23 protein-coding genes and 1 riboswitch are annotated in these 24,794 nt (G+C 71.5%); of the genes, 6 read left to right on the forward strand and 17 right to left on the reverse strand.

Annotated elements, in window-relative coordinates:
- Positions 1-35: 35 nt before the first annotated feature.
- The gene (locus ACIHCM_RS27895) at positions 36-476 is read right to left on the reverse strand and encodes an Lrp/AsnC family transcriptional regulator (protein ID WP_399901378.1); all 441 of its coding nucleotides are present in this window, start codon (positions 474-476) and stop codon (positions 36-38) included.
- Between the two features lie 269 nt (positions 477-745).
- Between ACIHCM_RS27895 and ACIHCM_RS27900 the strand changes: the two genes are divergently transcribed.
- Positions 746-1,192, forward strand: coding sequence for a hypothetical protein (locus tag ACIHCM_RS27900; RefSeq protein WP_399901381.1), 447 nt, complete (start codon positions 746-748; stop codon positions 1,190-1,192).
- Between the two features lie 16 nt (positions 1,193-1,208).
- On the opposite strand, the gene ACIHCM_RS27905 is transcribed toward ACIHCM_RS27900, so the two are convergent.
- The 3 genes from ACIHCM_RS27905 to ACIHCM_RS27915 all read right to left on the reverse strand — a co-directional run bounded on the left by ACIHCM_RS27905 (position 1,209) and on the right by ACIHCM_RS27915 (position 5,088).
- A complete protein-coding gene (locus tag ACIHCM_RS27905; RefSeq protein WP_399901384.1) occupies positions 1,209-2,297 on the reverse strand; it encodes a phosphotransferase family protein in 1,089 nt (362 codons plus the stop codon).
- Between the two features lie 28 nt (positions 2,298-2,325).
- Positions 2,326-3,447 (reverse strand): hypothetical protein, encoded by a 1,122-nt coding sequence (locus ACIHCM_RS27910; protein ID WP_399901387.1) that lies wholly within the window; start codon positions 3,445-3,447, stop codon positions 2,326-2,328.
- Positions 3,448-3,915: 468 nt separating this feature from the next.
- Positions 3,916-5,088: an acyl-CoA dehydrogenase family protein gene (locus tag ACIHCM_RS27915; RefSeq protein WP_399901390.1), complete on the reverse strand. Its 1,173-nt coding sequence runs from the start codon at positions 5,086-5,088 to the stop codon at positions 3,916-3,918.
- A 321-nt stretch (positions 5,089-5,409) separates the two neighbouring features.
- Here ACIHCM_RS27915 and ACIHCM_RS27920 point away from each other — a divergent pair, with 321 nt between their 5' ends.
- Positions 5,410-6,642: a glycoside hydrolase family 18 protein gene (locus tag ACIHCM_RS27920; protein ID WP_399901393.1), complete on the forward strand. Its 1,233-nt coding sequence runs from the start codon at positions 5,410-5,412 to the stop codon at positions 6,640-6,642.
- Between the two features lie 50 nt (positions 6,643-6,692).
- Here the strand turns inward: ACIHCM_RS27920 and ACIHCM_RS27925 are convergent, their stop codons facing one another.
- From ACIHCM_RS27925 to ACIHCM_RS27935, 3 genes are all read right to left on the reverse strand, one after another.
- On the reverse strand, positions 6,693-7,352 hold the full coding sequence (locus ACIHCM_RS27925) for a TetR/AcrR family transcriptional regulator (protein ID WP_399901396.1): 660 nt from the start codon (positions 7,350-7,352) through the stop codon (positions 6,693-6,695).
- Positions 7,353-7,417: 65 nt separating this feature from the next.
- Positions 7,418-7,558: an SCO1431 family membrane protein gene (locus ACIHCM_RS27930; RefSeq protein WP_399901399.1), complete on the reverse strand. Its 141-nt coding sequence runs from the start codon at positions 7,556-7,558 to the stop codon at positions 7,418-7,420.
- Between the two features lie 162 nt (positions 7,559-7,720).
- Positions 7,721-9,097 (reverse strand): peptidase C39 family protein, encoded by a 1,377-nt coding sequence (locus ACIHCM_RS27935; protein ID WP_399901402.1) that lies wholly within the window; start codon positions 9,095-9,097, stop codon positions 7,721-7,723.
- A gap of 151 nt (positions 9,098-9,248) precedes the next feature.
- Between ACIHCM_RS27935 and ACIHCM_RS27940 the strand changes: the two genes are divergently transcribed.
- On the forward strand, positions 9,249-9,914 hold the full coding sequence (locus tag ACIHCM_RS27940; protein WP_399901676.1) for a uridine kinase: 666 nt from the start codon (positions 9,249-9,251) through the stop codon (positions 9,912-9,914).
- A gap of 433 nt (positions 9,915-10,347) precedes the next feature.
- Positions 10,348-12,210 carry an AAA family ATPase gene (locus ACIHCM_RS27945; RefSeq protein WP_399901679.1) on the forward strand — a complete coding sequence of 621 codons (1,863 nt, stop codon included), beginning with the start codon at positions 10,348-10,350 and terminating at the stop codon, positions 12,208-12,210.
- Positions 12,211-12,246: 36 nt separating this feature from the next.
- On the opposite strand, the gene ACIHCM_RS27950 is transcribed toward ACIHCM_RS27945, so the two are convergent.
- The 9 genes from ACIHCM_RS27950 to ACIHCM_RS27990 form a co-directional block, all read right to left on the reverse strand.
- Positions 12,247-13,326, reverse strand: coding sequence for a hemolysin family protein (locus ACIHCM_RS27950; protein ID WP_399901405.1), 1,080 nt, complete (start codon positions 13,324-13,326; stop codon positions 12,247-12,249).
- Entirely contained in the window at positions 13,323-14,648 is a 1,326-nt protein-coding gene (locus ACIHCM_RS27955) for a hemolysin family protein (RefSeq protein ID WP_399901408.1), read from the reverse strand. The genes ACIHCM_RS27950 and ACIHCM_RS27955 overlap by 4 nt, the downstream gene beginning before the upstream one ends.
- Before the next feature lie 206 nt (positions 14,649-14,854).
- Positions 14,855-15,298 (reverse strand): PH domain-containing protein, encoded by a 444-nt coding sequence (locus ACIHCM_RS27960; RefSeq protein WP_399901412.1) that lies wholly within the window; start codon positions 15,296-15,298, stop codon positions 14,855-14,857.
- A 14-nt stretch (positions 15,299-15,312) separates the two neighbouring features.
- Entirely contained in the window at positions 15,313-16,161 is an 849-nt protein-coding gene (gene hisG, locus ACIHCM_RS27965; protein ID WP_399901415.1) for an ATP phosphoribosyltransferase, read from the reverse strand.
- A gap of 48 nt (positions 16,162-16,209) precedes the next feature.
- Positions 16,210-16,482 (reverse strand): phosphoribosyl-ATP diphosphatase, encoded by a 273-nt coding sequence (locus ACIHCM_RS27970; RefSeq protein WP_004990764.1) that lies wholly within the window; start codon positions 16,480-16,482, stop codon positions 16,210-16,212.
- A gap of 34 nt (positions 16,483-16,516) precedes the next feature.
- Positions 16,517-17,002 carry a 6,7-dimethyl-8-ribityllumazine synthase gene (gene ribH, locus ACIHCM_RS27975; RefSeq protein ID WP_399901418.1) on the reverse strand — a complete coding sequence of 162 codons (486 nt, stop codon included), beginning with the start codon at positions 17,000-17,002 and terminating at the stop codon, positions 16,517-16,519.
- A 20-nt stretch (positions 17,003-17,022) separates the two neighbouring features.
- Positions 17,023-18,309 (reverse strand): bifunctional 3,4-dihydroxy-2-butanone-4-phosphate synthase/GTP cyclohydrolase II, encoded by a 1,287-nt coding sequence (locus ACIHCM_RS27980; protein WP_399901421.1) that lies wholly within the window; start codon positions 18,307-18,309, stop codon positions 17,023-17,025.
- Positions 18,306-18,950, reverse strand: a complete 645-nt coding sequence (locus ACIHCM_RS27985) for a nicotinamide riboside transporter PnuC (RefSeq protein ID WP_399901424.1) — start codon at positions 18,948-18,950, stop codon at positions 18,306-18,308. The genes ACIHCM_RS27980 and ACIHCM_RS27985 overlap by 4 nt, the downstream gene beginning before the upstream one ends.
- Positions 18,947-19,549, reverse strand: coding sequence for a riboflavin synthase (locus ACIHCM_RS27990; protein ID WP_399901427.1), 603 nt, complete (start codon positions 19,547-19,549; stop codon positions 18,947-18,949). Before ACIHCM_RS27990 ends, ACIHCM_RS27985 begins: the two co-directional genes overlap by 4 nt.
- A 145-nt stretch (positions 19,550-19,694) precedes the next feature.
- A riboswitch (FMN riboswitch) is annotated at positions 19,695-19,825 on the reverse strand.
- A 215-nt stretch (positions 19,826-20,040) separates the two neighbouring features.
- Here ACIHCM_RS27990 and ACIHCM_RS27995 point away from each other — a divergent pair.
- Both ACIHCM_RS27995 and ACIHCM_RS28000 read left to right on the forward strand, forming a co-directional pair.
- Positions 20,041-22,398, forward strand: a complete 2,358-nt coding sequence (locus tag ACIHCM_RS27995; protein ID WP_399901430.1) for a chitinase C-terminal domain-containing protein — start codon at positions 20,041-20,043, stop codon at positions 22,396-22,398.
- 300 nt (positions 22,399-22,698) lie between these two features.
- Positions 22,699-23,454, forward strand: coding sequence for an SDR family oxidoreductase (locus ACIHCM_RS28000; protein WP_399901433.1), 756 nt, complete (start codon positions 22,699-22,701; stop codon positions 23,452-23,454).
- Positions 23,455-23,519: 65 nt separating this feature from the next.
- Here ACIHCM_RS28000 and ACIHCM_RS28005 read toward each other — a convergent pair whose 3' ends face one another.
- Entirely contained in the window at positions 23,520-24,764 is a 1,245-nt protein-coding gene (locus tag ACIHCM_RS28005) for an ROK family transcriptional regulator (RefSeq protein WP_399901436.1), read from the reverse strand.
- Positions 24,765-24,794: the final 30 nt, after the last annotated feature.

Raw genomic sequence — 24,794 nt, forward strand, 5'->3', positions numbered from 1 at the left:
GCCCCGGGATCACCGGGTACGAGACGGGGGGCGGCTCAGATCCGGGGCGGCCGCGACTCGTACGGCGTGGACAGTACGACGGTCGTCCGCGTCGAGACCCCCGCCAGCGACCGCACCCGCGCCAGCAGTTCCTCCAGCTCGTGCGGCGTGGCGACCCGCACCTTGAGGATGTAGTTCTCGTCGCCGGCGACACTGTGGCAGGCCTCGATCTCGGGCACGTCGGCGAGCCGGTCCGCGATGTCGTCGGGGGCGCTGGGATCGAACGGTTTGACCGAGATGAAGGCGGTCATCGGCAGCCCGACCGCCTCCGGGTCGACGACCGCGGCGTACCCGCGGATGACGCCGCGCTGCTCCAGCCGGCGCACCCGCTGGTGCACGGCCGACGTGGACAGCCCGGTGGCCTTGCCCAGGTCGGTGTAACTCATCCGCCCGTCCTTGACGAGCAGCTGCACGATCTGTCGGTCCAGCTCCTCCATGGCGCAAGAACCTACAGTGCGCCTGACCTCAGGGGATACCTCAGCGGCGCAGGTCATACCCGGTTCGTGATGTCCCCGGTGGCCGGCCGGTGAGCCACTCGGGGGACAAATGCGCCACGCACGGCATCTGCGAGCGGCATGTGACGAACGCCACAGGCTTCGAACGGCCTCCGTAATGAAGTCGTGATTACCCCCGAGAGCGGTTGGGAAGTGCTTGCTGTGGTCGAGGCCGCAGCGCCTTCACGGCCCAGCCCGAGGGGGAGAATCCCATGCAGAGTCTTAAGCGCCCTGGTCGTACCGCGCCCAAGCGTCAGCAGCCGGTCGTCGAGCCCACGCCGGAGGGTGTCGAACCCGACGCCTTCGGCGCCGAGGAAGCCGACGAACTCGACGCGTACGACACCTTCGAGATGTACCGGGTGATCTGCCCGGACTGCGCACAGCCGATCGCCCTGCTCGCGGACGAGGACGTCCTCCCGGAGCACGCGCTGTGCGCCTCACCGTGGAACCCGTTCGGACTCACGGTCTGCGCCGGAACGGGCCGGCGCGCCGACGACGCGCGCCCCGCGGACGAGTCCGTCGAGCCCCAGGAGCAGGACACCGCCCTGCTGCTGACGCTCCCTCAGGGGCTGGACTGGCGGACGCAGCCCTTCTCCCATGTCGGCGGCCCTGGCTCGCGCCCCATGCGGGTCCCTGTCATGCGGCGTCACGCCGCCTGATCCACCGCGCCCGGTCTCAACCCCAGTAGCTGCCCTGCACCATGGCCCGCAGGCTGCCGTGGTGCAGGATCAGTGTGTCCGGGTCCGCCGGGGCGGCGACTTCTCCGAAGTGGACCTGACGGTAGGCGATGCGCAGCATCACGATCGCGTGCCGCAGGGCTGCGTACAGCGTGTAGAAGTCCATGTCCTGAGGTGTGTGACCGGTGAGTCGGGCGTAGCGCGCCTCGATCCGGTCCCGGCGCAGGAAGTCCGGCAGCCCGCGTTGCCCCGACGCGACCGTGAGATCATGGAAGAACCGGTGCAGGTAGACGGTCCAGCCGAGGTCCACCTCGCGCGGGGCCGGGGCTGCCATCTCCCAGTCGAGGACGGCCACGGGGTCGAAGCCGTCGTAGAGGACGTTTCCGATCCGGGCGTCACCCCAGTTCAGCACGGGTGTGCCGGGATCGCTCGGCCACAGCTGCGCCAGCCGGCCGAACGCGGCCTCGATGAGCGGTGAGCGGGCGAGCCCGTCGACGACCCATTCGTAGTAGGCGCGTTGCGCCCCGACGTGCCGGCGCAGCGCGTCACCCTCACCCGGAAGGGCGAGGAACTCGATCTCGCCGAGCGGCACTTGATCGTGCAGCCGGGCCAGCAGCCCGACCGTGGCGGCCTCCAGGCGCTCACGTTCGGCGTCGCTCGCGGCGTGCAGCCAGTTGCCCTCGTAGGTGTACGGCATGACGTCGGGCGGGACGCGCCCCGCGACGCGCTCCATCACGAAGAAGGGCGCGCCGAGCGGATCGGGGTCCTCCTCGAGCCACAGCGCGTGGGGCACCGGGACGTCGGTGTGCTCGGCCACCAGGCGCAGGGTGCGGTACTGACGGGCCAGGTCGTAGACCGGGAAGACGGTGTACGCCGCCGGGTCCGCCGCGAGCCGCAACACGCAGGCACGCAGCGGCGGTTCGGGGTGCTCGATGTCGAAGAGCAGGGTCTCGCTGGACATGCCGTTCGACACGGGGACCGTGATGCCGACCGCCCTGGCGCCGGGCAGCCGGGCGTCCAGCCAGGCGGTGAGGCGGCGGGCGAGGTCCTCCGGGTCCCGGGTGGTGGTGCGGGGGCGAGGTGTCATGAGTTCCTCCCGTCCGGGGACGCGGACGCTACGGCGCGACGGAGTCCAACCCGGTGAACCCGCTCGGGTCGTGCCGGCCGAACGAGCCGTGCTCGAAGAGGCCGTGCCCCACCTCGCCGTCCAGCCGGAAGCGGGCCGCGTGGTCGGTGACGCCGTACGCGGCGAGCGGCTGTGCGGCCGGGTCGGCGAGGTCGTAGGCGCGGCGGTCGGTCCAGTCGCGGCCGCGCCAGGTGCCGTGCTGCCAGTCGCCGGCGGGCGGGTAGCCGGCGCCCACGGCGAGCGGGGACGAGGTGAGGATCTCCACCTCCAGCTCAAGCGGCTTGTGCGGGTCACCGAGGTGGATCAGGGCGTGCTCGGGGTGCCGGGTGCCGGAGCGATAGGTGATCTCCGGCCGGGGCCAGCCGAGTTGGTGGTCCCGGCGGCCGGGGTGCACAACGGTGGCGTCGTTCAGGGTCCGGTACCCGTCGGCGTCCTCCTGCACGATCACCATCAGGAACCGGTCGTCGAAGCGGACCGGGCACCAGACCCAGTGGAACCCCTCGGCCGGGTACTCCTCGGCGAACCGCCCGCCGTCCTCACCGGGGATCGGCCGCACTCCCCAGCTGCGGTCGCGGGTGCCCGTCCACCGGCCCGCGGTGAGCCGGATCTCCCGACCGCCGGCCCGGATCCAGCCGACGCAGCGGCCCGCCTGCACGAACCGCTTCCCCTCCAGCGTGAGCCGGCCACCTCGCCGCTGCTGGTGGTGCGGTTCCCAGAGGGCGGGGAAGTCCGCCGACCAGTGGATCTCGTACGACAGTCCGCCCGGGTCGTCCGGATCGGCGGCGCAGCTCAGCACGTACTCCCGCAGCGGGTGCTCGACGTGGGTGCGCAGCGGGCCGACCGCCAGGCGCATCCGGTCGTCGCCCAGGGCGTCGGACGCGCGTACGGCGTGCAGCGTGTCGCCGATGCGCAGGGTGGCGTACGCGTCGATCACCCCGGTGTTGGGGTACACCCCGAGCCCGGCGATCAGCAGGGCGCGGCCCTCGTGGTCGAGGACATGGAAGATGCTGCGGTCGTAGGCGTTCCGGTCCCCCGTCGCGACATGCTTCATCGACAGGGGCACCTGGTGCACCGGGTAGTCGTCGAGCGGTACCGGACGGTCGTCGGCCACGGCAAACCTCCCTGGACACAGTGCAGTTGACGGTACGTCAGGGGATTGCCGGCGGCCAGACACGGAACAGGACGGCTCGGGGAGCGGTTCACGGACACCCTCGGGCGGAGGCCTGAGCGACCCGGCCGGCCGGAACGACCGGAACGGGCGACGAACCCACGCTCGATTACCCAGCCGGGTGACCTGTCCGCATACCGTCGCGTTGCCCGGGTATGACCCCGACCCCTACCACGTCCACGACCGGGAGTCAGTACCGCGTTTTCGCTCCCCGGTACGCAGAATCGCTTCCGCACGCCCCGCGCCCGACGCAGACTCCGATCCCGCCGCCGCCCCAGCCGCAGCCGCTCCCCGACCCGCCCATCTACCGCGACCTGATGCGCACCTGGGCCCACCGTGGCCGCACCCTGCCGGGGCACCACGACCCGGAATGGATCCGGCTGGCGGCGCCCCTGGTCAGGCCGGGTCAGTTCAGCGCGTCTCCGGACCCGCTAGATGACGGGCGATGACCATGCGCTGGATCTGATTGGTGCCCTCGACGATCTGGAGGACCTTCGCCTCGCGCATGTAGCGCTCGGCCGGGAAGTCGGCGGTGTATCCGTAGCCGCCCAGGATCTGGACGGCGTCCGTGGTGACCTTCATGGCGGTGTCGGTGCAGTGCAGCTTCGCCATGGCCGCCTGCCGGGCGAAGGGCCGGCCGGCGTCACGCAGCCGCGCCGCCGCGAGGTACAGGGCACGGCCGGCCTCGATCTGCGTCGCCATGTCGGCGAGCATGAAGCGCAGCCCCTGGAAGTCGGCGATGGGCCGTCCGAACTGTTTGCGCTCGGTGGCGTACGCGACGGCCTCGTCGAGCGCCGCCTGCGCCACGCCGATCGCGCAGGCCGCGATGCCGAGCCGTCCGGAGTCGAGCGAGGACAGAGCGATGGCGAAGCCCTGCCCCTCCTCGCCGAGCCGCCGGGCGTCGGGGACACGCACGCCGTCGAGGTGGACCTGGGCGGTGGGCGAGCCCTTCATGCCCATCTTCTTCTCGGGCGCCGCCGCGCTCAGCCCCTCGGCGTCGCCGGGCACCAGGAAGGCGGTGATCCCGCGCGGGCCGTCCTCGCCGGTGCGGGCCATGACGGTGTAGAAGTCGGCGACACCGCCATGCGTGATCCACGCCTTGGTGCCGGTGATGACCCAGTCGTCGCCGTCCCGGACGGCCTTGGTCCGCAGGGAGGCCGCGTCGGAGCCGGAGGCGGGCTCGGACAGGCAGTACGCGCCCAGCAGGCCGCCGCCGAGGAGCGCGGGCAGGTGCTCGACCTGCTGCTCCTTGGTGCCGTAGGCGGCGAGGGCGTAGGAGGCGAGGGTGTGCACGCTGACGCCGAGGCCGACCGTCAGCCGGGCCATGGCGAGCTCTTCGAGTACCTGGAGGTAGACCTCGTAGGGCTGGTCGCCGCCGCCGTACTCGGAGTCGTAGGGCAGGCCGAGCAGCCCTGACTGCGAGAGCAGGGTGAAGACGTCGCGCGGGAAGCGTCCGGCGTCCTCCTCCTCGGCCGCGCGCGGGGCGATCTCGCGCTGCGCGATGTCGCGGACGAGCGAGATCAGATCCCGGGCCTCGTCCGTGGGCAGTAGCCGGTCCACCTGCTGCGGGGCGCGGTCGGGCATGGCGACGCTCTCCTCCCTTTCGGGCGCTGCGGCGGACGTACGCCATGGGTGGGCGGCTCCGCCGGGTCTCACTGATGCGGCCGATGCTCGTACTCCCGGGTCACGAAAGCTGCTGACCAGCGGCTGCGCGCTGTGAGTATGCCCGATCAGGGACATCACGTCACCGGTTAACGACCGCTTACTTCAGGAATTCCCCGACGCGGGAGATTGGTCCGCACCATTGACCCAACTGGTCTAGTCCTCCTACTGTGACGGATCACCAGCGCCTCATCGCGTTCATGCCAATCGGCAGTCCCCCTCTCCCCCACGAGGAGACACCCGATGCACCTTCGCCTCAGTCCCCGCGTCCGGTTCCGGGCGCTTGTCGCCGCCGCCTGTTCCGCCGCCCTCGGCGCCGGGCTCCTCACCGGTGTCGGCACCGCCACCGCCGCCCCGGCCGGGGAGACGGCCGCCGGCTCCAAAGTCGTCGGCTACTTCACCGAATGGGGCACCTACGACCGCAAGTACCTCGTCAAGAACATCGAGACCTCCGGCTCCGGCGCCAAGCTCACCCACATCAACTACGCCTTCGGCAACGTCACCGGCGGCAAGTGCGCGATGGGTGACGCCTACGCCGCCACCGACCGCGCCCACACCGCCGCCGAGGCGGTGGACGGTGTCGCGGACACCTGGGACCAGCCGCTGCGCGGCAACTTCAACCAGCTGCGCAAGCTGAAGAAGAAGCACCCCGACCTCAAGATCCTCTGGTCGTTCGGCGGCTGGACCTGGTCGGCCGGATTCACCGAGGCCGCCCGCAACCCGGCCGCGTTCGCCCAGTCCTGCTACGACCTGGTCGAGAACTCCAAGTGGGCGGACGTCTTCGACGGCATCGACATCGACTGGGAGTACCCGAACGCCTGCGGCGCCACCTGCGACACCAGCGGCCGGGCGGCGTTCAAGAACCTCATGTCCGCCGTCCGGGCCAAGTTCGGCTCCGGCAACCTGGTCACCGCGGCGATCACCGCCGACGCCACCCCCGGCGGCAAGATCGACGCGGCCGACTACGCGGGGGCGGCGCAGTACGTCGACTGGTACAACCCGATGACGTACGACTTCTTCGGCGCCTGGGACGCGACGGGACCGACCGCGCCGCACTCGCCACTGACCTCGTACACCGGTATCCCGAAGCCGAACCTGCACAGCTCGGCGACCATCGCCAAGCTCAAGGGGCTCGGCATCCCGTCCTCCAAGCTGCTCCTCGGCATCGGCTTCTACGGCCGCGGCTGGACCGGCGTCACCCAGTCGGCACCCGGCGGCACGGCGACCGGGCCGGCGGCGGGGACGTACGAGCCGGGGATCGAGGACTACAAGGTGCTGAAGACCAGGTGTCCGGCGAACGGCACGGTGGCCGGTACCGCGTACGCCAAGTGCGGCAGCAACTGGTGGAGTTACGACACCCCGGCGACCATCGCGACCAAGATGACCTACAAGAACCAGCAGGGTCTGGGCGGCACCTTCTTCTGGGAGCTGAGCGGGGACACCGCGAACGGTGAGCTGATCAAGGCGATCAAGTAGCGGCGGACGCCAGGAGGGGCGGAAGTCCGGACGGACCTCCGCCCCATGTCCTACAGGTTCCGGCGGGCCGGCTCCGGGGCCGGGTACGACGGGTCCAGTTCCTCGATCGCCCGCATGGCGCCGCCCAAGGTCCTGACCAGCAGCTCGCGCATGGTGTCGCGGGACAGCCCGGGGCGGCCGATCCAGTCGAGGGTGGCACCCTCGACCCCGCACACCCAGGTGAGCAGGCCCATCCGCGCGAGTGGGGCGATCTCCCCTCGCCCGTACGCCCCCTCGGCGATGGTCGACACCATCGCCTCACGCACCCCGTCCCGGATCGCGTGCACCTCGGTGTCGAAACCCACACCGCCGCTGACGATCGTGCGGTACGCGGCATGGTTGTGCTCGGCGTAGCGGAGGTAGCCGTCGATCGTGCGGTGCACCCGGTCCACGGGGGGCAGTTCGAGGCCGCCGGCCGCGAACGTGACCAGGTCGGCCACCGAGTCCTGGACGATCGCCAGGTAGTAGCCCCGCTTGGACCGGAAGTAGTAGTAGATCAGCCCCTTGGCGACATGGGCCTGCCGGGCGATGTCGTCCATCGAGAGCGCGTCGTAGGACGTGTCGGCGAACAATCTCCGGCCGATGGCGATGAGTTCGGCGCGGCGTGCCGCCGAACGCTCGGTGCCGCGCGCCCGGGGCCGGGCTGCGTCGCGCTGTTGGCTGATATTCAATTTCGACCCCGGTTCCAACGGGCGGCGGGACATGCGCAGTATGGCAGGTTGGCCCCGCGGTCAGGTCACAGCAGTCCCACCTGCGTCAGGAGCATCGCGAGCACCACGACGAGGGTCCAGCCCATGACGTGTTCGACGATCTTGGGGCCGTCGTCCTGGGGGCCACCGGTACGGACGCGGGCGGCAGTGGCTGACTGTGCGGTCATGATCTCTCGCTGGTGTCGTGCGTACAGGGGACTCCCCCACCGATCTGTCCACCTTGCCACCGCCGGCGGCTTTTGCGACGGAGACGTTGGTCACATGCCGACGGCCCCCGGCGCGGAGCCGGGGGCCGTCGGAGCGGGTGGGCGGCCGTCCCCCGCCGGATCTCAGCGCACGCCGACCGCCGCGAGCGCCAGTCGCTGGCGGACCGTCGGCCGCGCCGGGAAGTACAGGTAGCAGACGCCACCGGTGCCGGAGACGACGTTGCCGGAGGCGTTGTAGCGCTTGGTGCGGAGCCAGATGTTCTCCCACTCACGCCGGTCGTAGACGCGCCGCACCGCCTGGTTGCTCGGCGACGCCGGGTCGTTCGCGATCACGTCGCCGTCGGCGGTGAAGCCGATCACGGTCATCAGATGGCCGGAGGTACCGTAGCCCGCGCCGGTCAGCTCCTTCTCCAGGAACGACTGGGACGTTATGGCCGGGATGCCGGCCGCGATCAGCACCTCCAGGTCGGTGAGCGAGCCGAGCCGGGTGACCACGCCCTGAAGGGACGGGAAGGTCGAGGCGTAGGCGGCGTTGAAGGGCCAGTTGCCGCAGCCGGCGTACTGGTAGTCGTAGGTGTACCGGGCCGCGTGGCACACCTGCGGATCGGCGAAGTCCGGGTTCACCCAGGACAGCTGCTCCTTGCTGAGCCGGCCGCCCCAGTACTCGACGATCATCTGCGAGGAGGTGGGGCTGCACCAGGCCTCGCCGCCGTTGTCGTACTCCGGGTACTGCCCCTTGTGAATCTCCTGCGAGTACCTCGGCACGACCAGTTCCTTGGCCAGGCGAGGCTCGGACGCCGGGACCGTGAAGCGGTCCGGGACGTCGGAGCCCATCGCGCCGACCCGCCAGACGGTGGGGGTGAGCCGGGTGCCGGGCTTGCGGTAGAGCGTCAGCCGCAGCCGGTACGAGGCCAGGCGCAGGCCGGACGCCGGGTCGTCGACGGAGAAGGTGTCCGTCCAGATCGTGCTTCTGCCGTCGGTCTGGTCGTCCACCGAGGTGCGCCTGATGTCCTGGTCACCGGCCGCCCAGCGGCCCATGACGTACCAGGGCGTGTCCGTGCCGTCGGAGTAGGTGCCGCGCAGGTCCACCTGGATCCAGGTGCCGGCCGGCGTGTGCGCGTTCCAGGAGGCGATCACCTCCGTCGCGGGGACGGCGAGGTGGTGGACCGGGGAGGTCCAGGTCGCGTACTCCCAGGTGGAGGTCGTGCCGGTGTGCGGATCCGGGTAGCTCGTGGTGCCGGCCGGTGTGGCCACCACCACGCCCGGGCGGGTTCCGGCGACGGCACGGGCGCCCTGGACGGAGCCGTCGCGCCAGTCGGCGTACGTCGTCCAGAAGCGGTTGCCGACCGGGCGGGCCGGCGCCTTGGCGGGGTCGGCCGTCACCGGGTCCTCGGCAGGGGCGGAGGGGGCGGCCGTCGCGGGGCCCGCGCCGCCTGCGACGGCGGCGGCGACCGCGGCGGCCAGGAGGGCTCTGCGGGACGGCTGTTCGGCTCTGCTCATGGGGGGATGACTCCCAGGGTCCGAGTCGGGGCAGGTCCAGTGCACGGATGTGTGCGCCAACTATGGCCGCAGGAGGCCGCCACTGCCAGCACTTCGGGGCATGCCACGCCCGGCAATATTGGTCGGGACCACTGGCATGCGCCGGGAGATGATGGGGGGCGTGCCGCCTTCGTACCGCCTCGCCCCGGCCACCGCGCTGCCCGGACTCGCCCGCCTGCTGCGCGGCCTGCCCCCGTCCTGCGGCCCCGTCCGCCTGATCGGCGTCGACGGGCACGCGGGCTCCGGAAAGTCCACGTTCTGCGGGCAGTTGGCGGACGCGCTGGGTGGCGCACCCGTGCTGCACCTCGACGACATCGCCAGCCACGACGCGCTGTTCGCCTGGACCGAGCGCCTGATCGGCCAGGTGGTCGAGCCCCTCGGCCGGGGCGAGACCGCGCACTACACCCCCTACGACTGGCGGGCGCGAGCGTTCGGACCCCCTCGCCCGCTGCCGCCCGCGCCCGTGATCCTCGTCGAGGGCGTCGGTGCGGGTCGGCGCGCCCTGCGACCCCATCTGGCGCATCTGCTGTGGCTGGAGTTTCCGCACGAGGACGCATGGGCGCGGGGACAGTTGCGGGACGGGGAGGAACAGCGGGAGTTCTGGGCCGGGTGGGTCCCCGCGGAACGGCGGCATTTCGCCGAGGACCCCTCACGCCCCTTCGCCGACTTGCTGGTGCGCCCGGTGCCCACGGGGTACGAGGTGCTGCCGGGGCCTGGGGGATCACCTGGTCCGGACCGGAATGTGACACACGGTGATGGGCCGTCCGCAATGTGCTGAACTTGTGAAGACCCTTGCGGCTGAACTTGGCCGACTGCCCCAACTCGGCTTGACCGGGGGGCCGTACAGGACTTACGTTCTCAATGAGCGGCCGAACGCGGTCGCCGACAGACGCGAAGCCCCCGGTTGTTCCCCCGTGATCGGGGGCTTCGTTCTGCCCGCATTCACTTCCGGCGAGCGCTCCGAGGCGCGATCCGCTCACCCTCGGTCACCATGCGCGGGGCGCCCCTTCTGCTCACACCTCGAGGGAAGCCCCCTCGCCGCACCCTACGGCGGGCACCGACCCGACGGTACGATGCCCTTGGTGCGACCTGTGGACGACTCCGCGCACCACCGGCAACTCCGGTCCGCAGCACAGCGGTTCGACATCGGTCGGCCGACGGGCGACGGCCCGGCGGCGAACCAGCGGGGGCATGGTTTGTGGGGGGACGGGATGGACTTCGCCACGCAGGGCCCCGAGGCCCCGGCCGACCTGGCCTGGCTGCGCGGCGTGGACGCGTACACCATGGGCGCGTATCCGCAGGCGGAAGAGGAGTTCCGGGCCGCGGTGCGGCTGGACCCCGGGATGGCCGACGGCTGGCTCGGGTTACACGCGCTGCGGGTGGACACCACGACCGCACTGCTGAGGATGTTCCGGCACCGTGACCGCTTCGGTGAACAGCGCACCCGGCACCGGCGCACGCTCAACTCCTGGTACTGGCTGGGCTGGTGGGTGCAGCCCGTGCTGGAGAGCCCGCGCGACCTGCTGCTCGCGCACGCCTCGCACTGGCTGGACGGCCGCCATGTGCCCGAGCTGGACCGCGCCCTCGCGGGCCTGCCCCCGATGGACACCGACCCCCACGTGCGGTTCCTGCACGCCTGCCGCGCCTATCTGGTCAAGGACTGGGAGCAGTTGGTACGGCACACCGACCCGCTGCTCGACGACCCGCTGCTCGGCATCGAGGCCGGCCTCTTCGGCGGTATGGCCCGGGTCCGCCTGGAGATGTACGGGCAGGCCGAGCCCCTGCTGTCGGCGGCCCTGATGCGCTGCCGCAGCGAACAGCCCCAGCGCAAGGAGCTGCGCTACTGGCTCGCCCGCGCCCACGAGGGCACCGGCCGCTCCGCCGCCGCGCTCCCCCTGTACCGGGCGGTGCACCGCGTCGACCCCGCCTTCATGGACACCTCCGCCCGGCTCGCGGCGATCGCCGAGGGCGACGGCTACGACGACTCGGCGGACCTCGCCTCGATCACGCTCACCGGCGCCGGGCAGGACGCCGTCGACGGCCCCGACATGCTCGATCCGCTGTTCGGCAGCGAGGGGCGGGACCTGAGACTCCCGGACCCCGCACCACCCGCCGGTCCCCCGCCGTCGGTCATCGATCCGGCGGTACGGGAAAAGACCGTCGTACCCACCCAGCCGCTGCCCGCCGGACCCACCGACCCCGGGTTACTTGAGGAGGCGCTCGCAGAGCTGGAGCGCATGGTGGGTCTGGAGCCGGTGAAACGGCAGGTCAAGGCCCTGTCCGCACAGTTGAACATGGCCCGGCTGCGAGCCGGTCAGGGCCTGCCGGTGCAGCCGCCCAAGCGGCACTTCGTCTTCTCCGGTCCTTCCGGCACCGGCAAGACCACGGTCGCCCGCATCCTCGGCCGGGTCTTCTACGCCCTCGGGCTGCTCGGCGGTGACCACCTCGTGGAGGCACAGCGGGCCGACCTGGTCGGCGAGTACCTCGGGCAGACCGCCGTGAAGGCCAACGAGCTGATCGACTCGGCGCTCGGCGGCGTGCTCTTCGTCGACGAGGCGTACTCGCTGTCCAACTCGGGCTACGGCAAGGGCGACGCCTACGGCGACGAGGCGCTCCAGGTGCTGCTGAAGCGGGCCGAGGACAACCGCGACCACCTGGTGGTGATCCTGGCCGGTTACCCGGAGGGCATGGACCGGCTTCTCGCCGCCAACCCCGGGCTCTCCTCCCGTTTCACGACCCGCGTCGACTTCCCCTCGTACCGCCCCCTCGAACTCACCGCGATCGGAGAGGTGCTGGCCGCCGAGAACGGGGACGCGTGGGACGAGGAGTCGCTGGACGAGCTGCGGTCCATCGCGGGGCACGTCGTCGACCAGGGGTGGATCGACGAGCTGGGCAACGGGCGGTTCCTGCGGACGCTGTACGAGAAGAGCTGTGCCTACCGGGATCTGCGGTTGTCGACCTGCCCGGGGATCCTGTCGCGTGAGGACCTGTCGACACTGCGCCTGCCGGACCTGATGCAGGCGTACGGCGAGGTGTTCTCGGGCCGGGGGCCGCAGGACCCGTCGGGCATGTGACGGATCCCGCGGCCCGGCTTCGGCGCGCGGGCCGGATCAGCCCGCCAGCACCTCCTCGCCCGAGCGGGGCTCGGCCACGGCCGGGGCGGCCGGCAGCTCCCGGTGCGCCGGATCCCTCACCTCACCGACCAGCAGCTCCAGTACGTCCTCCAGGGCGACCAGCCCCAGCACCCGCCCGGAGCCGTCCGCCACCTGTGCCAGGTGTGTCGCGGCCCGGCGCATGACGGTGAGCGCGTCGTCCAGGGGCAGCTCGGACCGCAGTGTCGTCATGGGCCGCCACAGATGCTGCGGAACGGCTCGCTCCGACTCCTCCAGGTCGAGGACGTCCTTCACGTGCAGGTACCCCATGAAGGCCCCGGTCTCCGCGGCCACCGGGAAGCGGGAGTACCCGGTGCGCGCGGTCAGCTCGATGATCCGGCCGGGTGTGACCGAGGGGCTGACCGTGACCAGCGACTCGCGCCGCAGAAGCACGTCGGTGACCGGGCGGGAGCCCAGCTCCAGCGCGTCCTCCAGGCGTTCGGCCTCCTCGGGGCCGAGCAGGCCGGCCTGACCGGCGTCCTCCACGAGCCGGTTGAGCTGCTCGCTGGTGAAGACCGCCTCGACCTCGTCCTTGGGCTCGACCCGGAAGAGCCGCAGCACACCCTGGGCGCAGGCGCCGAGGGCGACCGTGATCGGCCGGCAGACACGGGCGAAGGCGACCAGGCCGGGGCTGAGCCACAGCGCGGCCTTCTCCGGAGCCGCCATCGCCAGGTTCTTCGGGACCATCTCGCCGATGACGAGGTGGAAGAAGACGACGGTCGCCAGCGCGATGACGAACCCCAGCGGGTGGATCACCGCGTGCGGCAGGTGGACCCACGCGAACACGGGTTCCAGCAGATGCGCCACCGTCGGCTCGGCGACCGCGCCCAGGGTCAGCGAGCAGACGGTGATGCCGAACTGGGCCGCGGCCATCATCTGCGGCAGCCGCTCCAGGCCGTACAGCACCTGGCGGGCCCGGGTCGTGCCGAGCGGTTCGATCTGACTGCGGCGGACCGAGACCAGCGCGAACTCGGCGCCGACGAAGAAGCCGTTGGCGAGCACGAGCAGCGCCGCGAAGAGCAGTTGGAGCGCGCTCATCGCACCGCCTCCAGCACCGGGGCGGTGCGCACGAGGCGGACCCGCTCGGCGCGGTAGTGCCCGACCTGGCGCACGGCCAGCCGCCAGCCGGGCAGTTCGGCGCGGTCGCCGACGGCCGGGATACGGCCGAGCAGGTCGGCCACCAGGCCGGCGACCGTCTCGTACGGCCCCTCGGGCACGTCGAGGCCTATGCGCCGCAGGACGTCGACCCGGCAGCTGCCGTCGGCGTCCCAGGCCGGGCGGCCGTCCTCCGGCGGTGCGCAGGCCAGTTCCGGCAGGTCGTGCCCGTCGTGCTCGTCACGGACCTCGCCGACGAGCTCCTCGACGATGTCCTCCAGCGTGACCACTCCGGCCGTGCCGCCGTACTCGTCGACGACGACCGCGATGGGCTGCTCGCTGCGCAACCGGGCGAGCAGCGGCTGTACCGGCAGCGTCTCGGGGACCAGCAGCGGCGACTTGGCGATCCGGCCGACGGGGGTGCGCAGCCGCTCCGGCGCGGAGACGGCGAGCGCGTCCTTGAGGTGGACCATGCCGACGACCTCGTCGATCCGCTCGCGGTAGACCGGGAAGCGGGACAGACCGGTGGCCCGGGTGAGGTTGACCACGTCCGCGGCGGTCGCCGAGGACTGCAGTGCGCTCACCTTCACCCGCGGGGTCATCACGTGCTGCGCGGTCAGCTCGCCGAGCGAGAGGGTGCGCACGAAGAGGTCCGCGGTGTCCTGTTCCAGGGCCCCGGCGCGTGCCGAGTGCCGGGCCAGGGAGACGAGCTCGCCGGGGGTGCGGGCGGAGGCCAGCTCCTCGGTGGGCTCGACGCCGAGGGCGCGGACCAGACGGTTGGCGACGGCGTTCAGAGCGGCGATCACCGGCCTGAACACGCGTGCGAACAGATGCTGCGGGCCGGCGACGAAGCGCGCGACCTGCATGGGACGGGAGACCGCCCAGTTCTTGGGGACGAGCTCCCCGACCACCATCTGCACGGCCGAGGCCAGCAGCATGCCGACGGCGACGGCCACCCCGGACACCGCGCCGCCGGGGATGCCGACGGCCGTGAGGGGGCCGTCCAGCAGCGCGGCGAGGGCCGGTTCGGCGAGCATGCCGACGACCAGGGAGGTGATGGTGATGCCGAGCTGGGTGCCGGAGAGCTGGAACGACAGCTCCTTCAGCGACTCGACCACCCGGTGGGCGCGTCGGTCGCCCTCGGCGGCGGCCTTCTCGGCGTCCGGGCGGTCGACCGTCACAAGGCCGAACTCGGCCGCGACGAAGAAGCCGTTGGCGAGGATGAGCAGGAATGCGGCTGCCAGAAGCAGCAAGGGGAGGGTCATGATGCCGCCGCCTCCGCGCTATGTCGGCAGGGGGCGGCGCAGGTACTGCAGGACGATCCGTCCATCGCCGGAGAGGGTCACTCCTCGGGTCGCAGGAGCCCCTGTGCGCCGGGCCGGCACAACAGGGGCGGAGGCGTCACGGAAAACGCCTCCGCCAACAGATTAATCAAGACACCGGCCGGCACGGCAGGGTGAACGGCGCCGCGTCAGGCCCGATGTTCACCGGAGCGGGCCTCGACCAGCGCCCGCAGCGCCCGCGCGTCGGCGATGGCCTGGGCCTTGGCGATACCGGGCTGGATGCCGATCGCGGGCAGGCTGGTGCCGTCGCTGAGGTCCAGGAACACCCACGGGTCGCCGACCCGCAGATGCACCTGCACGATCTGCGCCCACTCGAGGCGGCGCGTGCTGGCGAAGTTCACCACGGTGACACCCCTCTCGTCGGCGACGACCTTCGGGCGGGCCAGCATCAGCGCCACGCCCGCCAGCAGGGCGGCCGTGAAGATGAAGCTGATCCGCTCTCCGGGGCCGAGCCGGTCCAGCAGCAGCGCGATCGTCGACACGACGACGAAGGTCGTGACGGCCGCGGTGAGCAGAACGGCGCGGGTGCGGCCCGGCCGGAAGGTGACGGGCAGCGTGGGCAGGTCCGACATGCGGTGCGGTGTCCTCAGAGGCGGCAGGCGTGGATGGCGGTGGTCAGGATGGCCCGGGCGCCGATGTCGTACAGGTCGTCCATGATCCCCTGGGCGTCCTTGGCGGGCACCATGGCGCGCACGGCGACCCAGCCCTCGTTGTGCAGCGGCGAGATGGTCGGCGACTCCAGGCCGGGGGTGAGCGCGACGGCCTTCTCCAGCTGCTCCACGCGGCAGTCGTAGTCCATCATCACGTACGTCCGTGCCACCAGGACGCCCTGGAGGCGGCGCAGGAACTGCTGCACCTTGGGCTCCTCGCCGTCCGCGCCGGTACGGCGGATGACGACGGCCTCGGACTTCATGATCGGCTCGCCGACGACCTCCAGGCCCGCGTTGCGCAGGCTGGTGCCGGTCTCGACGACGTCCGCGATGACCTGCGCCACGCCGAGCTGGATGGCCGTCTCGACGGCGCCGTCGAGGTGGACGACGGAGGCGTCGATGCCGTTGTCGGCGAGGTGGCGGGCGACGATGCCCTCGTAGGAGGTGGCGACCGTCTTGCCCTTCAGGTCCGCCAGGCCGCCGATGATGCCCGGCTTGGTGGCGTAGCGGAAGGTGGAACGGGCGAAGCCGAGCGGCAGGATCTCCTCGGCGTCCGCGCCGGAGTCGATCAGCAGGTCACGGCCGGTGATGCCGATGTCGAGCTGTCCGGAGGCGACGTAGATCGCGATGTCCCGGGGGCGGAGGTAGAAGAACTCCACGTCGTTGACCGGGTCGACGATCCGCAGCTCCTTGGCCTCGCGGCGCTGCTGGTAGCCGGCCTCATGCAGCATGTCCGCCGCAGGGCCGGAGAGGGAACCCTTGTTGGGGACGGCGATGCGCAGCATGAGGTCGGCTTCCTTCGTTCGTGCGGTGGGTGCGGTGGGGGCTGGTGCTCAGAGGTGGGCGTAGACGTCGTCGAGGGAGATCCCGCGGGCGACCATCATCACCTGGACGTGGTACAGCAGCTGCGAGATCTCCTCGGCGGCCGCCTCCTTGCCCTCGTACTCGGCGGCCATCCAGACCTCGGCGGCCTCCTCGACGACCTTCTTGCCGATGGCATGGACGCCCTTGTCGACCAGCTCCGCGGTGCGGGAAGTGGCGGGATCGCCGTGGGCGGCCTTGTGCTGGAGCTCGGTGAAGAGCTCCTCGAACGTCTTCTTGGACATGGTGCCGCCCACTCTACGTGTTCTGCCCCGCGACCTAACGCCAGGGTTCAGATACTGAACGCAGCGTAGCCGCGGTCGCCACCGCCGCCGTCACGGCCTCGTGCCCCTTGTCCTCGCTGGAGCCCTCCAGGCCGGCCCGGTCCAGGGCCTGCTCCTCGGTGTCGCAGGTGAGGACGCCGAAGCCGACGGGGACGCCGGTGTCGACGGACACCTGGGTGAGGCCCTGCGTCACGCCCTGGCACACGTAGTCGAAGTGCGGGGTGCCGCCGCGGATCACCACGCCCAGGGCGACCACCGCGTCGTAGCCGCGGCCCGCGAGGACCTTGGCGACGACCGGGAGCTCCCAGCTGCCGGGGACCCGCAGCAGGGTCGGTTCGTCGATGCCCAGATCGTGCAGGGCGCGCAGCGCCCCGTCCACCAGACCGTCCATCACCTTTTCGTGCCATTGCGCCGCGACGACGGCGACCCGCAGGTCACCCACATTGCGTACGGACAGTTCCGGTGCGCCCTTGCCGCTCACGTTTCTCCTCGGTTCTTCTCTTACTGGTTGCCGCAGGTGGTCACGGCGGGCGTGTCCAGCCAGGGCAGGTCGTGGCCCATCCGGTCCCGCTTGGTGCGCAGGTAGCGGAGGTTGTGCTCGCCCGCCTGTACGGGCATCGGCTCGCGCTCGGTGACCGCGATGCCGTGCCGGACGAGCGCGTCGGTCTTCTCGGGGTTGTTGGTCATCAGCCGCACGCTGCGCACGCCGAGGTCGGCGAGGATCTGCGCGCCGGCCGCGTAGTCACGGGCGTCGGCGGGCAGGCCGAGCTCCAGGTTGGCGTCGAGGGTGTCCCGGCCGCGCTCCTGGAGTTCGTACGCGCGCAGCTTGGACAGCAGGCCGATGCCGCGGCCCTCGTGCCCCCGCAGGTAGACCACCACGCCCCGGCCCTCGGCGTTGATGCGCTCCAGGGAGGTCTCCAGCTGGGGACCGCAGTCGCAGCGCAGGGAGTGGAAGACATCGCCGGTGAGGCATTCGGAGTGCACGCGCACCAGGACGTCCGCGCCGTCGCCGAGGTCGCCCTGCACCAGGGCGACGTGCTCGACGCCGTCGACGGTGGAGCGGTAGCCGTACGCCGTGAAGGTGCCGTGCGCGGTGGGGAGCCGGGTCTCGGCCTCGCGGCGGACGGTGGGCTCGGAGCTGCGGCGGTAGGCGATCAGGTCCTCGATGGAGATGATCGTCAGGCCGTGCTTGCGGGCGAACGGGACCAGTTCGGGCAGGCGCAGCATCCGGCCGTCCTCGCCGGCGATCTCGACGATGGCGCCGGCCGGGCGCAGGCCCGCCAGGCGGGCGAGGTCGACGGCGGCCTCGGTGTGGCCGTTGCGGGTGAGGACGCCTCCGGACCTGGCACGCAGCGGGAAGATGTGGCCGGGCCGTACGAGATCGGTGGGCTCGGCGGTGCCGCTCGCGAGCAGCCGCAGCGTGGTGGCCCGGTCGGAGGCCGAGATGCCGGTGCTCACGCCGTGGGCGGCGGAGGCGTCCACGGAGACGGTGAACGCCGTCTTCATCGACTCCGTGTTGTCCTCGACCATCTGCGGCAGGCGCAGCCGGTCCAGTTCCTCGGCCTCCATGGGGGCGCAGATCAGGCCGCGGCACTCGCTCATCATGAAGGCGACGATCTCCGGGGTGGCCTTCTCGGCGGCGATGACGAGATCGCCCTCGTTCTCGCGGTCCTCGTCGTCGACGACCACGACCGGGCGGCCGGCGGCGATGTCGGCGACGGCCTGCTCGACCGGGTCGAGGGTGAGGTCGAAGTCTTCGGTGTCGTAGAGGACGGTGGCCGCGGTCATGCCGGTGCTCCTTCCAGGACGGGCCGCGCGTCCTTGCGGGAGCGCAGCCACCAGTCGCGCAGGCCCCACAGGACGAGTGCGCCGTAGATGACGTAGACGAAGCCGGAGAAGGCGAAGCCGTTGGCGAAGTTCAGGGGCACGCCGACCAGGTCGACGAGCAGCCAGGCGAACCAGAACTCGACCATGCCGCGCGCCTGGGCGTACATGGCGACGACGGTGCCGACGAAGATGTAGGCGTCCGGCCAGGGGTCCCAGGACAGGGACGGGTACGCGGTGAACAGGCCGCCGACGGCGAGGGTGCCGAGCGCCGCGGCGCCGAGCAGCGCACCGCGCTCGCGCCAGGTGGCGAACCGGATGGCGATGGAGCCGTCCTGCGCCTGCTGCCGGCCGCGGTTCCACTGCCAGAAGCCGTAGCCGGCGACGAGCATGACGACGATCTGCTTGCCCGCGCTGCCGGCGAGGTGGGCGGTGGCGAAGGCGGCGAAGAGGATGAGGCCGGAGAGGAACTGGGCGGGCCAGGTCCAGATCGACCGGCGCCAGCCGAGAGCCAGGGCGATCAGGCCGATCAGGTTGCCGATCATGTCCGACCACTTGATGTGCTGGCCGAAGAGCGTGAACGCCTCGGAGTTGAGCCAGTTCACCGGGTGCCTCCCTGACCGGCGAGCAGCCGCTCCACGTACTTGGCGATCACGTCGACCTCGAGGTTGACCGGGTCGCCGGGCTGCTTGAGGCCGAGGGTGGTCAGCGCGAGGGTGGTGGGGATCAGGCTGACCGTGAAGTGGTCGGCGCCGGCGTCGACGACGGTGAGGCTGATGCCGTCGACGGTGATGGAGCCCTTCTCGACGACGTAGCGCGCGAGGTCCGCGGGGAGGGAGATCTTGATGATCTCCCAGTGCTCGGAGGGGGTGCGCTCCAGGACGGTCCCGGTGCCGTCGACGTGGCCCTGCACGATGTGGCCGCCCAGGCGGGCGCCCACGGCGGTGGGACGTTCGAGGTTGACGCGGGAGCCGACGGTGAGGACGCCCAGGCTGGAACGCTTGAGGGTCTCGGCCATGACGTCGGCGGTGAACTCGTCGCCTTCGTGCTCCACGACGGTGAGGCACACGCCGTTGACGGCGATGGAGTCGCCGTGCTGTGCCCCCTCGGTGACGACGGGGCCACGGAGCCGGAAGCGGGAGGCGTCGCCGAGGTTCTCGACGGCGGTGACCTCGCCCAGCTCTTCGACGATTCCGGTGAACACTTCCCGGGTCCTCCTGCCTCTTCGGGCACGGACTCCGGGGCTGTCGAGACGACAGAATCACGAGCGAGGACACCGGGGACGACGCCGGACGGACTCGTCCCGCAGGGGACGATCACGGTCGGCGGCGCGCACGAATGCCCGCTCGCCGCGCACTGCCTCCCATCCGGACTTTAACCGTCGGTCCAGGAATTTCACCTGGTCAACCGGCCGCTGGAGGCGACCGGGTCGCGGACTGTAACCGCCGGTTCGGACTTTCACCGACCCCGGAGTGCGCTGCTACTGGTACACGGCCAGTGTGCCACGCCCGATCGGCGTCCATACGGGCGAGCGATGTGGGGTGGCTCACAGGCCCTGTCGCTGGACATCCCGGACGGGCCGAGGCCCACCCCAACTCCCGTGCGCCGAGCACCCTTTCCAATTGGTACAGACCTATTGACGCAATGGTCTAGTCCTCTCTAGGGTCTGCGCAACTCCGTGGAGAGGAACCGATCGTGCTGTCGCCCTCACGTCTCAGATCCAGACCCGCCCTGCTCGCCGCCGCCGGGGCCGTCGCCGGGCTGGTCCTCGCGAGCCTTCCGGCCACCGTCTCGCATGCGGCCGACCAGGAGTCCTGCCGCCCCGACGGGCTGTACCGGACCCCCGGCGTGAACGTCCCGTACTGCTCGGTCTACGACACTGCGGGCCGGGAGAAGATGGGTGCCGACCACCAGCGCCGGGTGATCGGCTACTTCACCGGCTGGCGCACCGGAAAGGACGGCACGCCCGCCTATCTGGCGTCGGACATCCCGTGGGACAAGATCACCCACATCAACTACGCCTTCGCGCACGTCGGCTCCGGCAACAAGATCTCCGTCGGCACGGACGGAACCGCCAATCCGGCGACCGGAATGTCCTGGCCGGGCGTGGCCGGTGCCGAGATGGACCCGGCTCTCCCCTACAAGGGGCACTTCAACCTGCTGAGCAAGTTCAAGAAACAGCACCCGGACGTCAAGACGCTGATCTCGGTCGGCGGCTGGGCGGAGACCGGCGGCTATTTCGACGACAACGGCACACGGGTCGGCTCCGGCGGCTTCTACTCGATGGCCACGAACGCCGACGGCTCGGTCAACCAGGCCGGCATCGACACCTTCGCGAATTCCGCGGTCGACTTCCTCAGGAAGTACGGCTTCAACGGCGTCGACATCGACTACGAGTACCCGACGACCATGAAGGACGCGGGCCACCCGCTCGACTGGCCCGTCGCCAACGCCCGCCGGGCCGGTCTGGTCAAGGGCTACGCGGCCCTGATGAAGACCCTGCGGGAGAAGCTCGACCGGGCCGGCGCGGCGGACGGCCGGCACTATCTGCTGACGGTGGCGGCGCCCTCCTCCGGATATCTGCTGCGCGGCATGGAGACCTTCCAGGTCCAGAAGTACCTGGACTACGTCAACATCATGTCGTACGACCTGCACGGCGCCTGGAACGAGTACGTCGGTCCGAACGCCTCCCTCTTCGACGACGGGAAGGACGCGGAACTCGCGGCGGCGGGCGTCTATTCCACCTCCCAGTACGGCGGCATCGGATATCTGAACACCGACTGGGCGTACCACTACTTCCGCGGCTCGATGCCTGCCGGGCGGATCAACATCGGTCTCCCCTACTACACCCGGGGGTTCAAGAACGTCACCGGCGGCGCCGACGGCCTGTGGGGCAGGGCTCCCGCCACGAGCTGCCCGGCCGGTTCGGGTCTCGCCAAGTGCGGGGACGGCGCGGTCGGCATCGACAACCTGTGGCACGACAAGGACGACAACGGCAAGGAGTCGCCGGCCGGTTCCAACCCGATGTGGCACGCCAAGAACCTGGAGAAGGGCATCGTCGGCGACTACGTCACGCGGTACGGCTTCCCGGCCGGCACGACGCTGACCGGGACGTACGCCCGGAAGTACGACGCCACGCTGGTCGCGCCCTGGCTGTGGAACGCCGAGAAGAAGGTCTTCCTGTCCACGGAGGACGAGCAGTCCGTGCGCGCCAAGGCGGACTACGTGGTCGACCGGGGCATCGGCGGCACGATGATCTGGGAGCTGGCCGGCGACTACGGGTGGAACGCGGCCAAGGGGCAGTACGAGCCGGGGTCGACGCTGACGTCCGCGATGTACGAGAGGTTCAAGTCCGCCTCGCCGTACGGCGCGAAGCGGTCGACGATCGAGCTGCCGGCCGAGGCGCTGAACATCGACGTGGAGTTCGGGCAGTTCCCGCTCGGCGACTCCAACTACCCGATCAGCCCCAAGCTGAAGATCACGAACCGGACGAGCACGGCACTGCCCGGGGGTACGGAGTTCCGGTTCGACTACGGCACCTCGGCCCCCGGCAACGCCAAGGACCAGTCGGGCTGGGGCACTTCGGTGATCCGCAGTGACCACACCGGGCCGAACACCGGCGGCCTCAAGGGTGACCACCACCGGGTCTCGCTGAAGCTCCCCGGCTGGCAGACGCTGGCGCCGGGCGCCTCGGTGGAGCTGGACTTCGTGTACTACCTGCCGGTGTCGACGCCGTCGAACTGGACGGTGACGTTCGGCGGGAAGACGTACGCGCTGGCCGGGGATCTGGCGCGCGGGACGACTTTGGTGGAGCCCGGGGCGGGGACTCCCACGCCGACGCCCTCCCCCACGGGGACCCCCTCCCCGACGGCGAGCCCGACGGGCGGCACCGGGCAGTGCACGGCTCCGGCCTGGAACGCCATGACCGAGTACGGCGGAGGTAGCACGGTGGCCCATCGTGGGCACTCGTGGAAGGCCAAGTGGTGGACGAGGGGCGAGGAGCCCGGCACCACAGGTGAGTGGGGGGTCTGGCAGGACCTCGGCAGCTGCTGACCCCGCTCGGAACGGGCCCGGCGGCGGTGACGACGGCCCTTGCCCGCCGCCGGGTCTCCCCAGGAACGCCCGCGCTCCGCAAGGCCCCGGCCTCGCGCGGCGCGGGCTTCGCTCCGCACGGGGCCGGCCACCGAACTGCGAGCCGGGCCGAATCCGGACAAGCTGGAACTCGTACGACGTGCGCCGGCGCGTCCGTGAGCAGCCGTCCCGCGGTTGCCGCGTTCCAGGAGGGCTACTCGGCCCCCGCCGGCGAAGGGCGCTCCGCCCCGGAGCGCACGGCGTCCGAAGGGGCTGAACACCATGACCACGATCCTGGTGACCGGCGGTACCGGAACCCTCGGCCGGGTCCTCACCGAGCGGCTGCACGCGGACGGGCACGACGTGCGGGTGCTCAGCCGGCACGCCCAGCCGTACGCCGTCGATCTGCGCCAGGGCGGCACCGTGCTCGACATGGCTGTCGCCGGTGTGGACACGATCGTGCACTGCGCGAGCGCTCCGGGCGGCGGCGACGAGGAGGCGGCGGCACATCTGACCGCGGCGGCACGGCGGGCCGGGGTGGGCCACGTGGTCTACATCTCGATCGTCGGGGTCGACCGGGTGCCCTTCGGCTACTACAAGACCAAGCTGGCGGTGGAGCGGCTGATCGAGGAGTCCGGCCTGGGCTGGACCGTGCTGCGCGCCACGCAGTTCCACGACCTGCTCGTCCGCCTGTTCGACACCCTGTCCAGGCCGCCGGTCATGCTGCTGCCGGCCGGGCTGAAGGACCAGCCCATCGAGGTCACCGAGGTCGCGTCGCGGCTCGCGGAGCTGGCGTCGGGTGGGCCCGCCGGGCGGGTCGAGGACATGGGCGGCCCGGAGATACGGACGTTCGAGTCGCTGGCCCGCACCTATCTCAGGGCCACGGGCCACCCCCGGCGCCTCGTGAACGTGCCGCTGTGGGGCCGGACGTACCGGGCCTTCCGCGACGGCGGTCATCTGGCGCCGGAGCAGGCCGTGGGCAAGGGCACGTTCGAGGAGTACGTCGCGGTGCGCATCGAGGGCGGCCGCAGGGCGTGAAACCGGGGCCACGACCGGAGGGCGTGCCTCAGGTGGCCTGACCGGCGCCCCAGGGCCTGACCGGCCTACCTCCCAGGAGGTGCGAACAACTCGTCCTGGGCCCGGTCCCGCGCCGTCAGCAGCGCCCCGCGCAGGACGGCGCCGCCGCCCAGCACACCGGCGCGCACCTCCGTGGCCAGCGGCGACATCCGCCGCACCCGGCCGTCCACCAAGCCGGCGAGCATCTCACCACCTGCCTGCCCCACCTCCCCGCCGAGCACCACGCACCCGGGGTCCAGCACGGCGACGACGGAGGCCGCACCGAGGGCGAGCCGATCGGCGAGGGCGTCGAGGAACCGGGCGGCGGCGTCGGCATCGGCTCCGGGAGTTCCGGCCGCGAGGGCGACGGCCCCGCGCACCACCTCCGCGGCCTCGGCTCCGCCGCCTTCGGCCCGCACGCGCATCCCGCATTCCCCCGCCAGCGCCACGATCGCCCCTGCCGCCGCCAGCGAGTGGAAGCCGCCCGCGCAGTCAGTCGCCGACGGCAGCCCGCCCGTCCCCGGCACCGGCAGGAAGCCGATCTCCCCGGTGCCTCCGGACGCCCCGCGCCGCAGCGATCCGTTCAGCACCACCGCGGCCCCCGTGCCCTGCCCCAGCCACAGCAGCACGAATGTGTCCCGGTCCCGGGCGGCACCCTCCCGCTGCTCGGCCAGCGCCGCGAGATTGGTCTCGTTCTCGACGATGACCCGGGCCTGCGGCAGACGTTCCTGGAGAGCCGCGACGAGGCGCCGGTGCCAGGCGGGCAGGCCGGAGGAGTCGCGGAGTTCCCCGGTGGCCGGGTCGATCAGACCGGGCGCGCCGATGCCGACGGTGTGCAGCCTCCCCCACGCCCGAACGCCCTCGCGCGGGGGCGCCTCCATGGCCCCGGCCTCCTTCGCCGCCCGCTCGACCAGCGCGACCGCCTGGTCCACCGCCGGCCCGGTGCCCGTGTCGTCGCCGATCGGCACGGACGCCTCCGCGAGCACCCGGCCGAGCAGGTCGGACACGATCACGGAGACCCCTTCCGTGCGGACGTCGAGCGCGGCCAGATAGGCACGGCCGGCGACGATGCCGTACAGCTTGGCGTTGGGGCCGCGCCGCTGCTCGCCGGCCTCGCCTGCCACCTCGATCAGGCCGGCGGCGGAGAGGCGTTCGACGAGGTCGGCGACGGTCGGCCGGGACAGGCCGGTCAGCTGCTTCAGCTGCCCGGCCGTCAACGGCCCTTCCTGCTGCAACAGCCGCAGGGCGAGCCGGTCGTTGATGGCTCGCGCGGTGCTCGGGGATGCGGGCATGCCGGGATCCTTCCAGATGCGCCTGTCGCG

The organism is Streptomyces sp. NPDC052023 (assembly GCF_044548465.1).
Lineage (GTDB): Bacteria > Actinomycetota > Actinomycetes > Streptomycetales > Streptomycetaceae > Streptomyces.

Excerpts from the sequence above, each read along its gene's own strand:
- ACIHCM_RS27945 (WP_399901679.1), top strand. The coding sequence starts at position 10,348 with ATGGACTTCGCCACGCAGGGCCCCGAGGCCCCGGCCGACCTGGCCTGG.
- ACIHCM_RS27970 (WP_004990764.1), bottom strand. The coding sequence starts at position 16,482 with ATGTCCAAGAAGACGTTCGAGGAGCTCTTCACCGAGCTCCAGCACAAG.
- hisG (WP_399901415.1), bottom strand. The coding sequence starts at position 16,161 with ATGCTGCGCATCGCCGTCCCCAACAAGGGTTCCCTCTCCGGCCCTGCG.
- ACIHCM_RS27960 (WP_399901412.1), bottom strand. The coding sequence starts at position 15,298 with ATGTCGGACCTGCCCACGCTGCCCGTCACCTTCCGGCCGGGCCGCACC.
- ACIHCM_RS27950 (WP_399901405.1), bottom strand. The coding sequence starts at position 13,326 with ATGAGCGCGCTCCAACTGCTCTTCGCGGCGCTGCTCGTGCTCGCCAAC.
- ACIHCM_RS27920 (WP_399901393.1), top strand. The coding sequence starts at position 5,410 with ATGCACCTTCGCCTCAGTCCCCGCGTCCGGTTCCGGGCGCTTGTCGCC.
- ACIHCM_RS27915 (WP_399901390.1), bottom strand. The coding sequence starts at position 5,088 with ATGCCCGACCGCGCCCCGCAGCAGGTGGACCGGCTACTGCCCACGGAC.
- ACIHCM_RS27930 (WP_399901399.1), bottom strand. The coding sequence starts at position 7,558 with ATGACCGCACAGTCAGCCACTGCCGCCCGCGTCCGTACCGGTGGCCCC.
- ACIHCM_RS28005 (WP_399901436.1), bottom strand. The coding sequence starts at position 24,764 with ATGCCCGCATCCCCGAGCACCGCGCGAGCCATCAACGACCGGCTCGCC.
- ACIHCM_RS27955 (WP_399901408.1), bottom strand. The coding sequence starts at position 14,648 with ATGACCCTCCCCTTGCTGCTTCTGGCAGCCGCATTCCTGCTCATCCTC.
- ACIHCM_RS27940 (WP_399901676.1), top strand. The coding sequence starts at position 9,249 with ATGGGGGGCGTGCCGCCTTCGTACCGCCTCGCCCCGGCCACCGCGCTG.
- ACIHCM_RS27980 (WP_399901421.1), bottom strand. The coding sequence starts at position 18,309 with ATGACCGCGGCCACCGTCCTCTACGACACCGAAGACTTCGACCTCACC.
- ACIHCM_RS27900 (WP_399901381.1), top strand. The coding sequence starts at position 746 with ATGCAGAGTCTTAAGCGCCCTGGTCGTACCGCGCCCAAGCGTCAGCAG.
- ACIHCM_RS27905 (WP_399901384.1), bottom strand. The coding sequence starts at position 2,297 with ATGACACCTCGCCCCCGCACCACCACCCGGGACCCGGAGGACCTCGCC.
- ACIHCM_RS27895 (WP_399901378.1), bottom strand. The coding sequence starts at position 476 with ATGGAGGAGCTGGACCGACAGATCGTGCAGCTGCTCGTCAAGGACGGG.
- ACIHCM_RS27935 (WP_399901402.1), bottom strand. The coding sequence starts at position 9,097 with ATGAGCAGAGCCGAACAGCCGTCCCGCAGAGCCCTCCTGGCCGCCGCG.
- ACIHCM_RS28000 (WP_399901433.1), top strand. The coding sequence starts at position 22,699 with ATGACCACGATCCTGGTGACCGGCGGTACCGGAACCCTCGGCCGGGTC.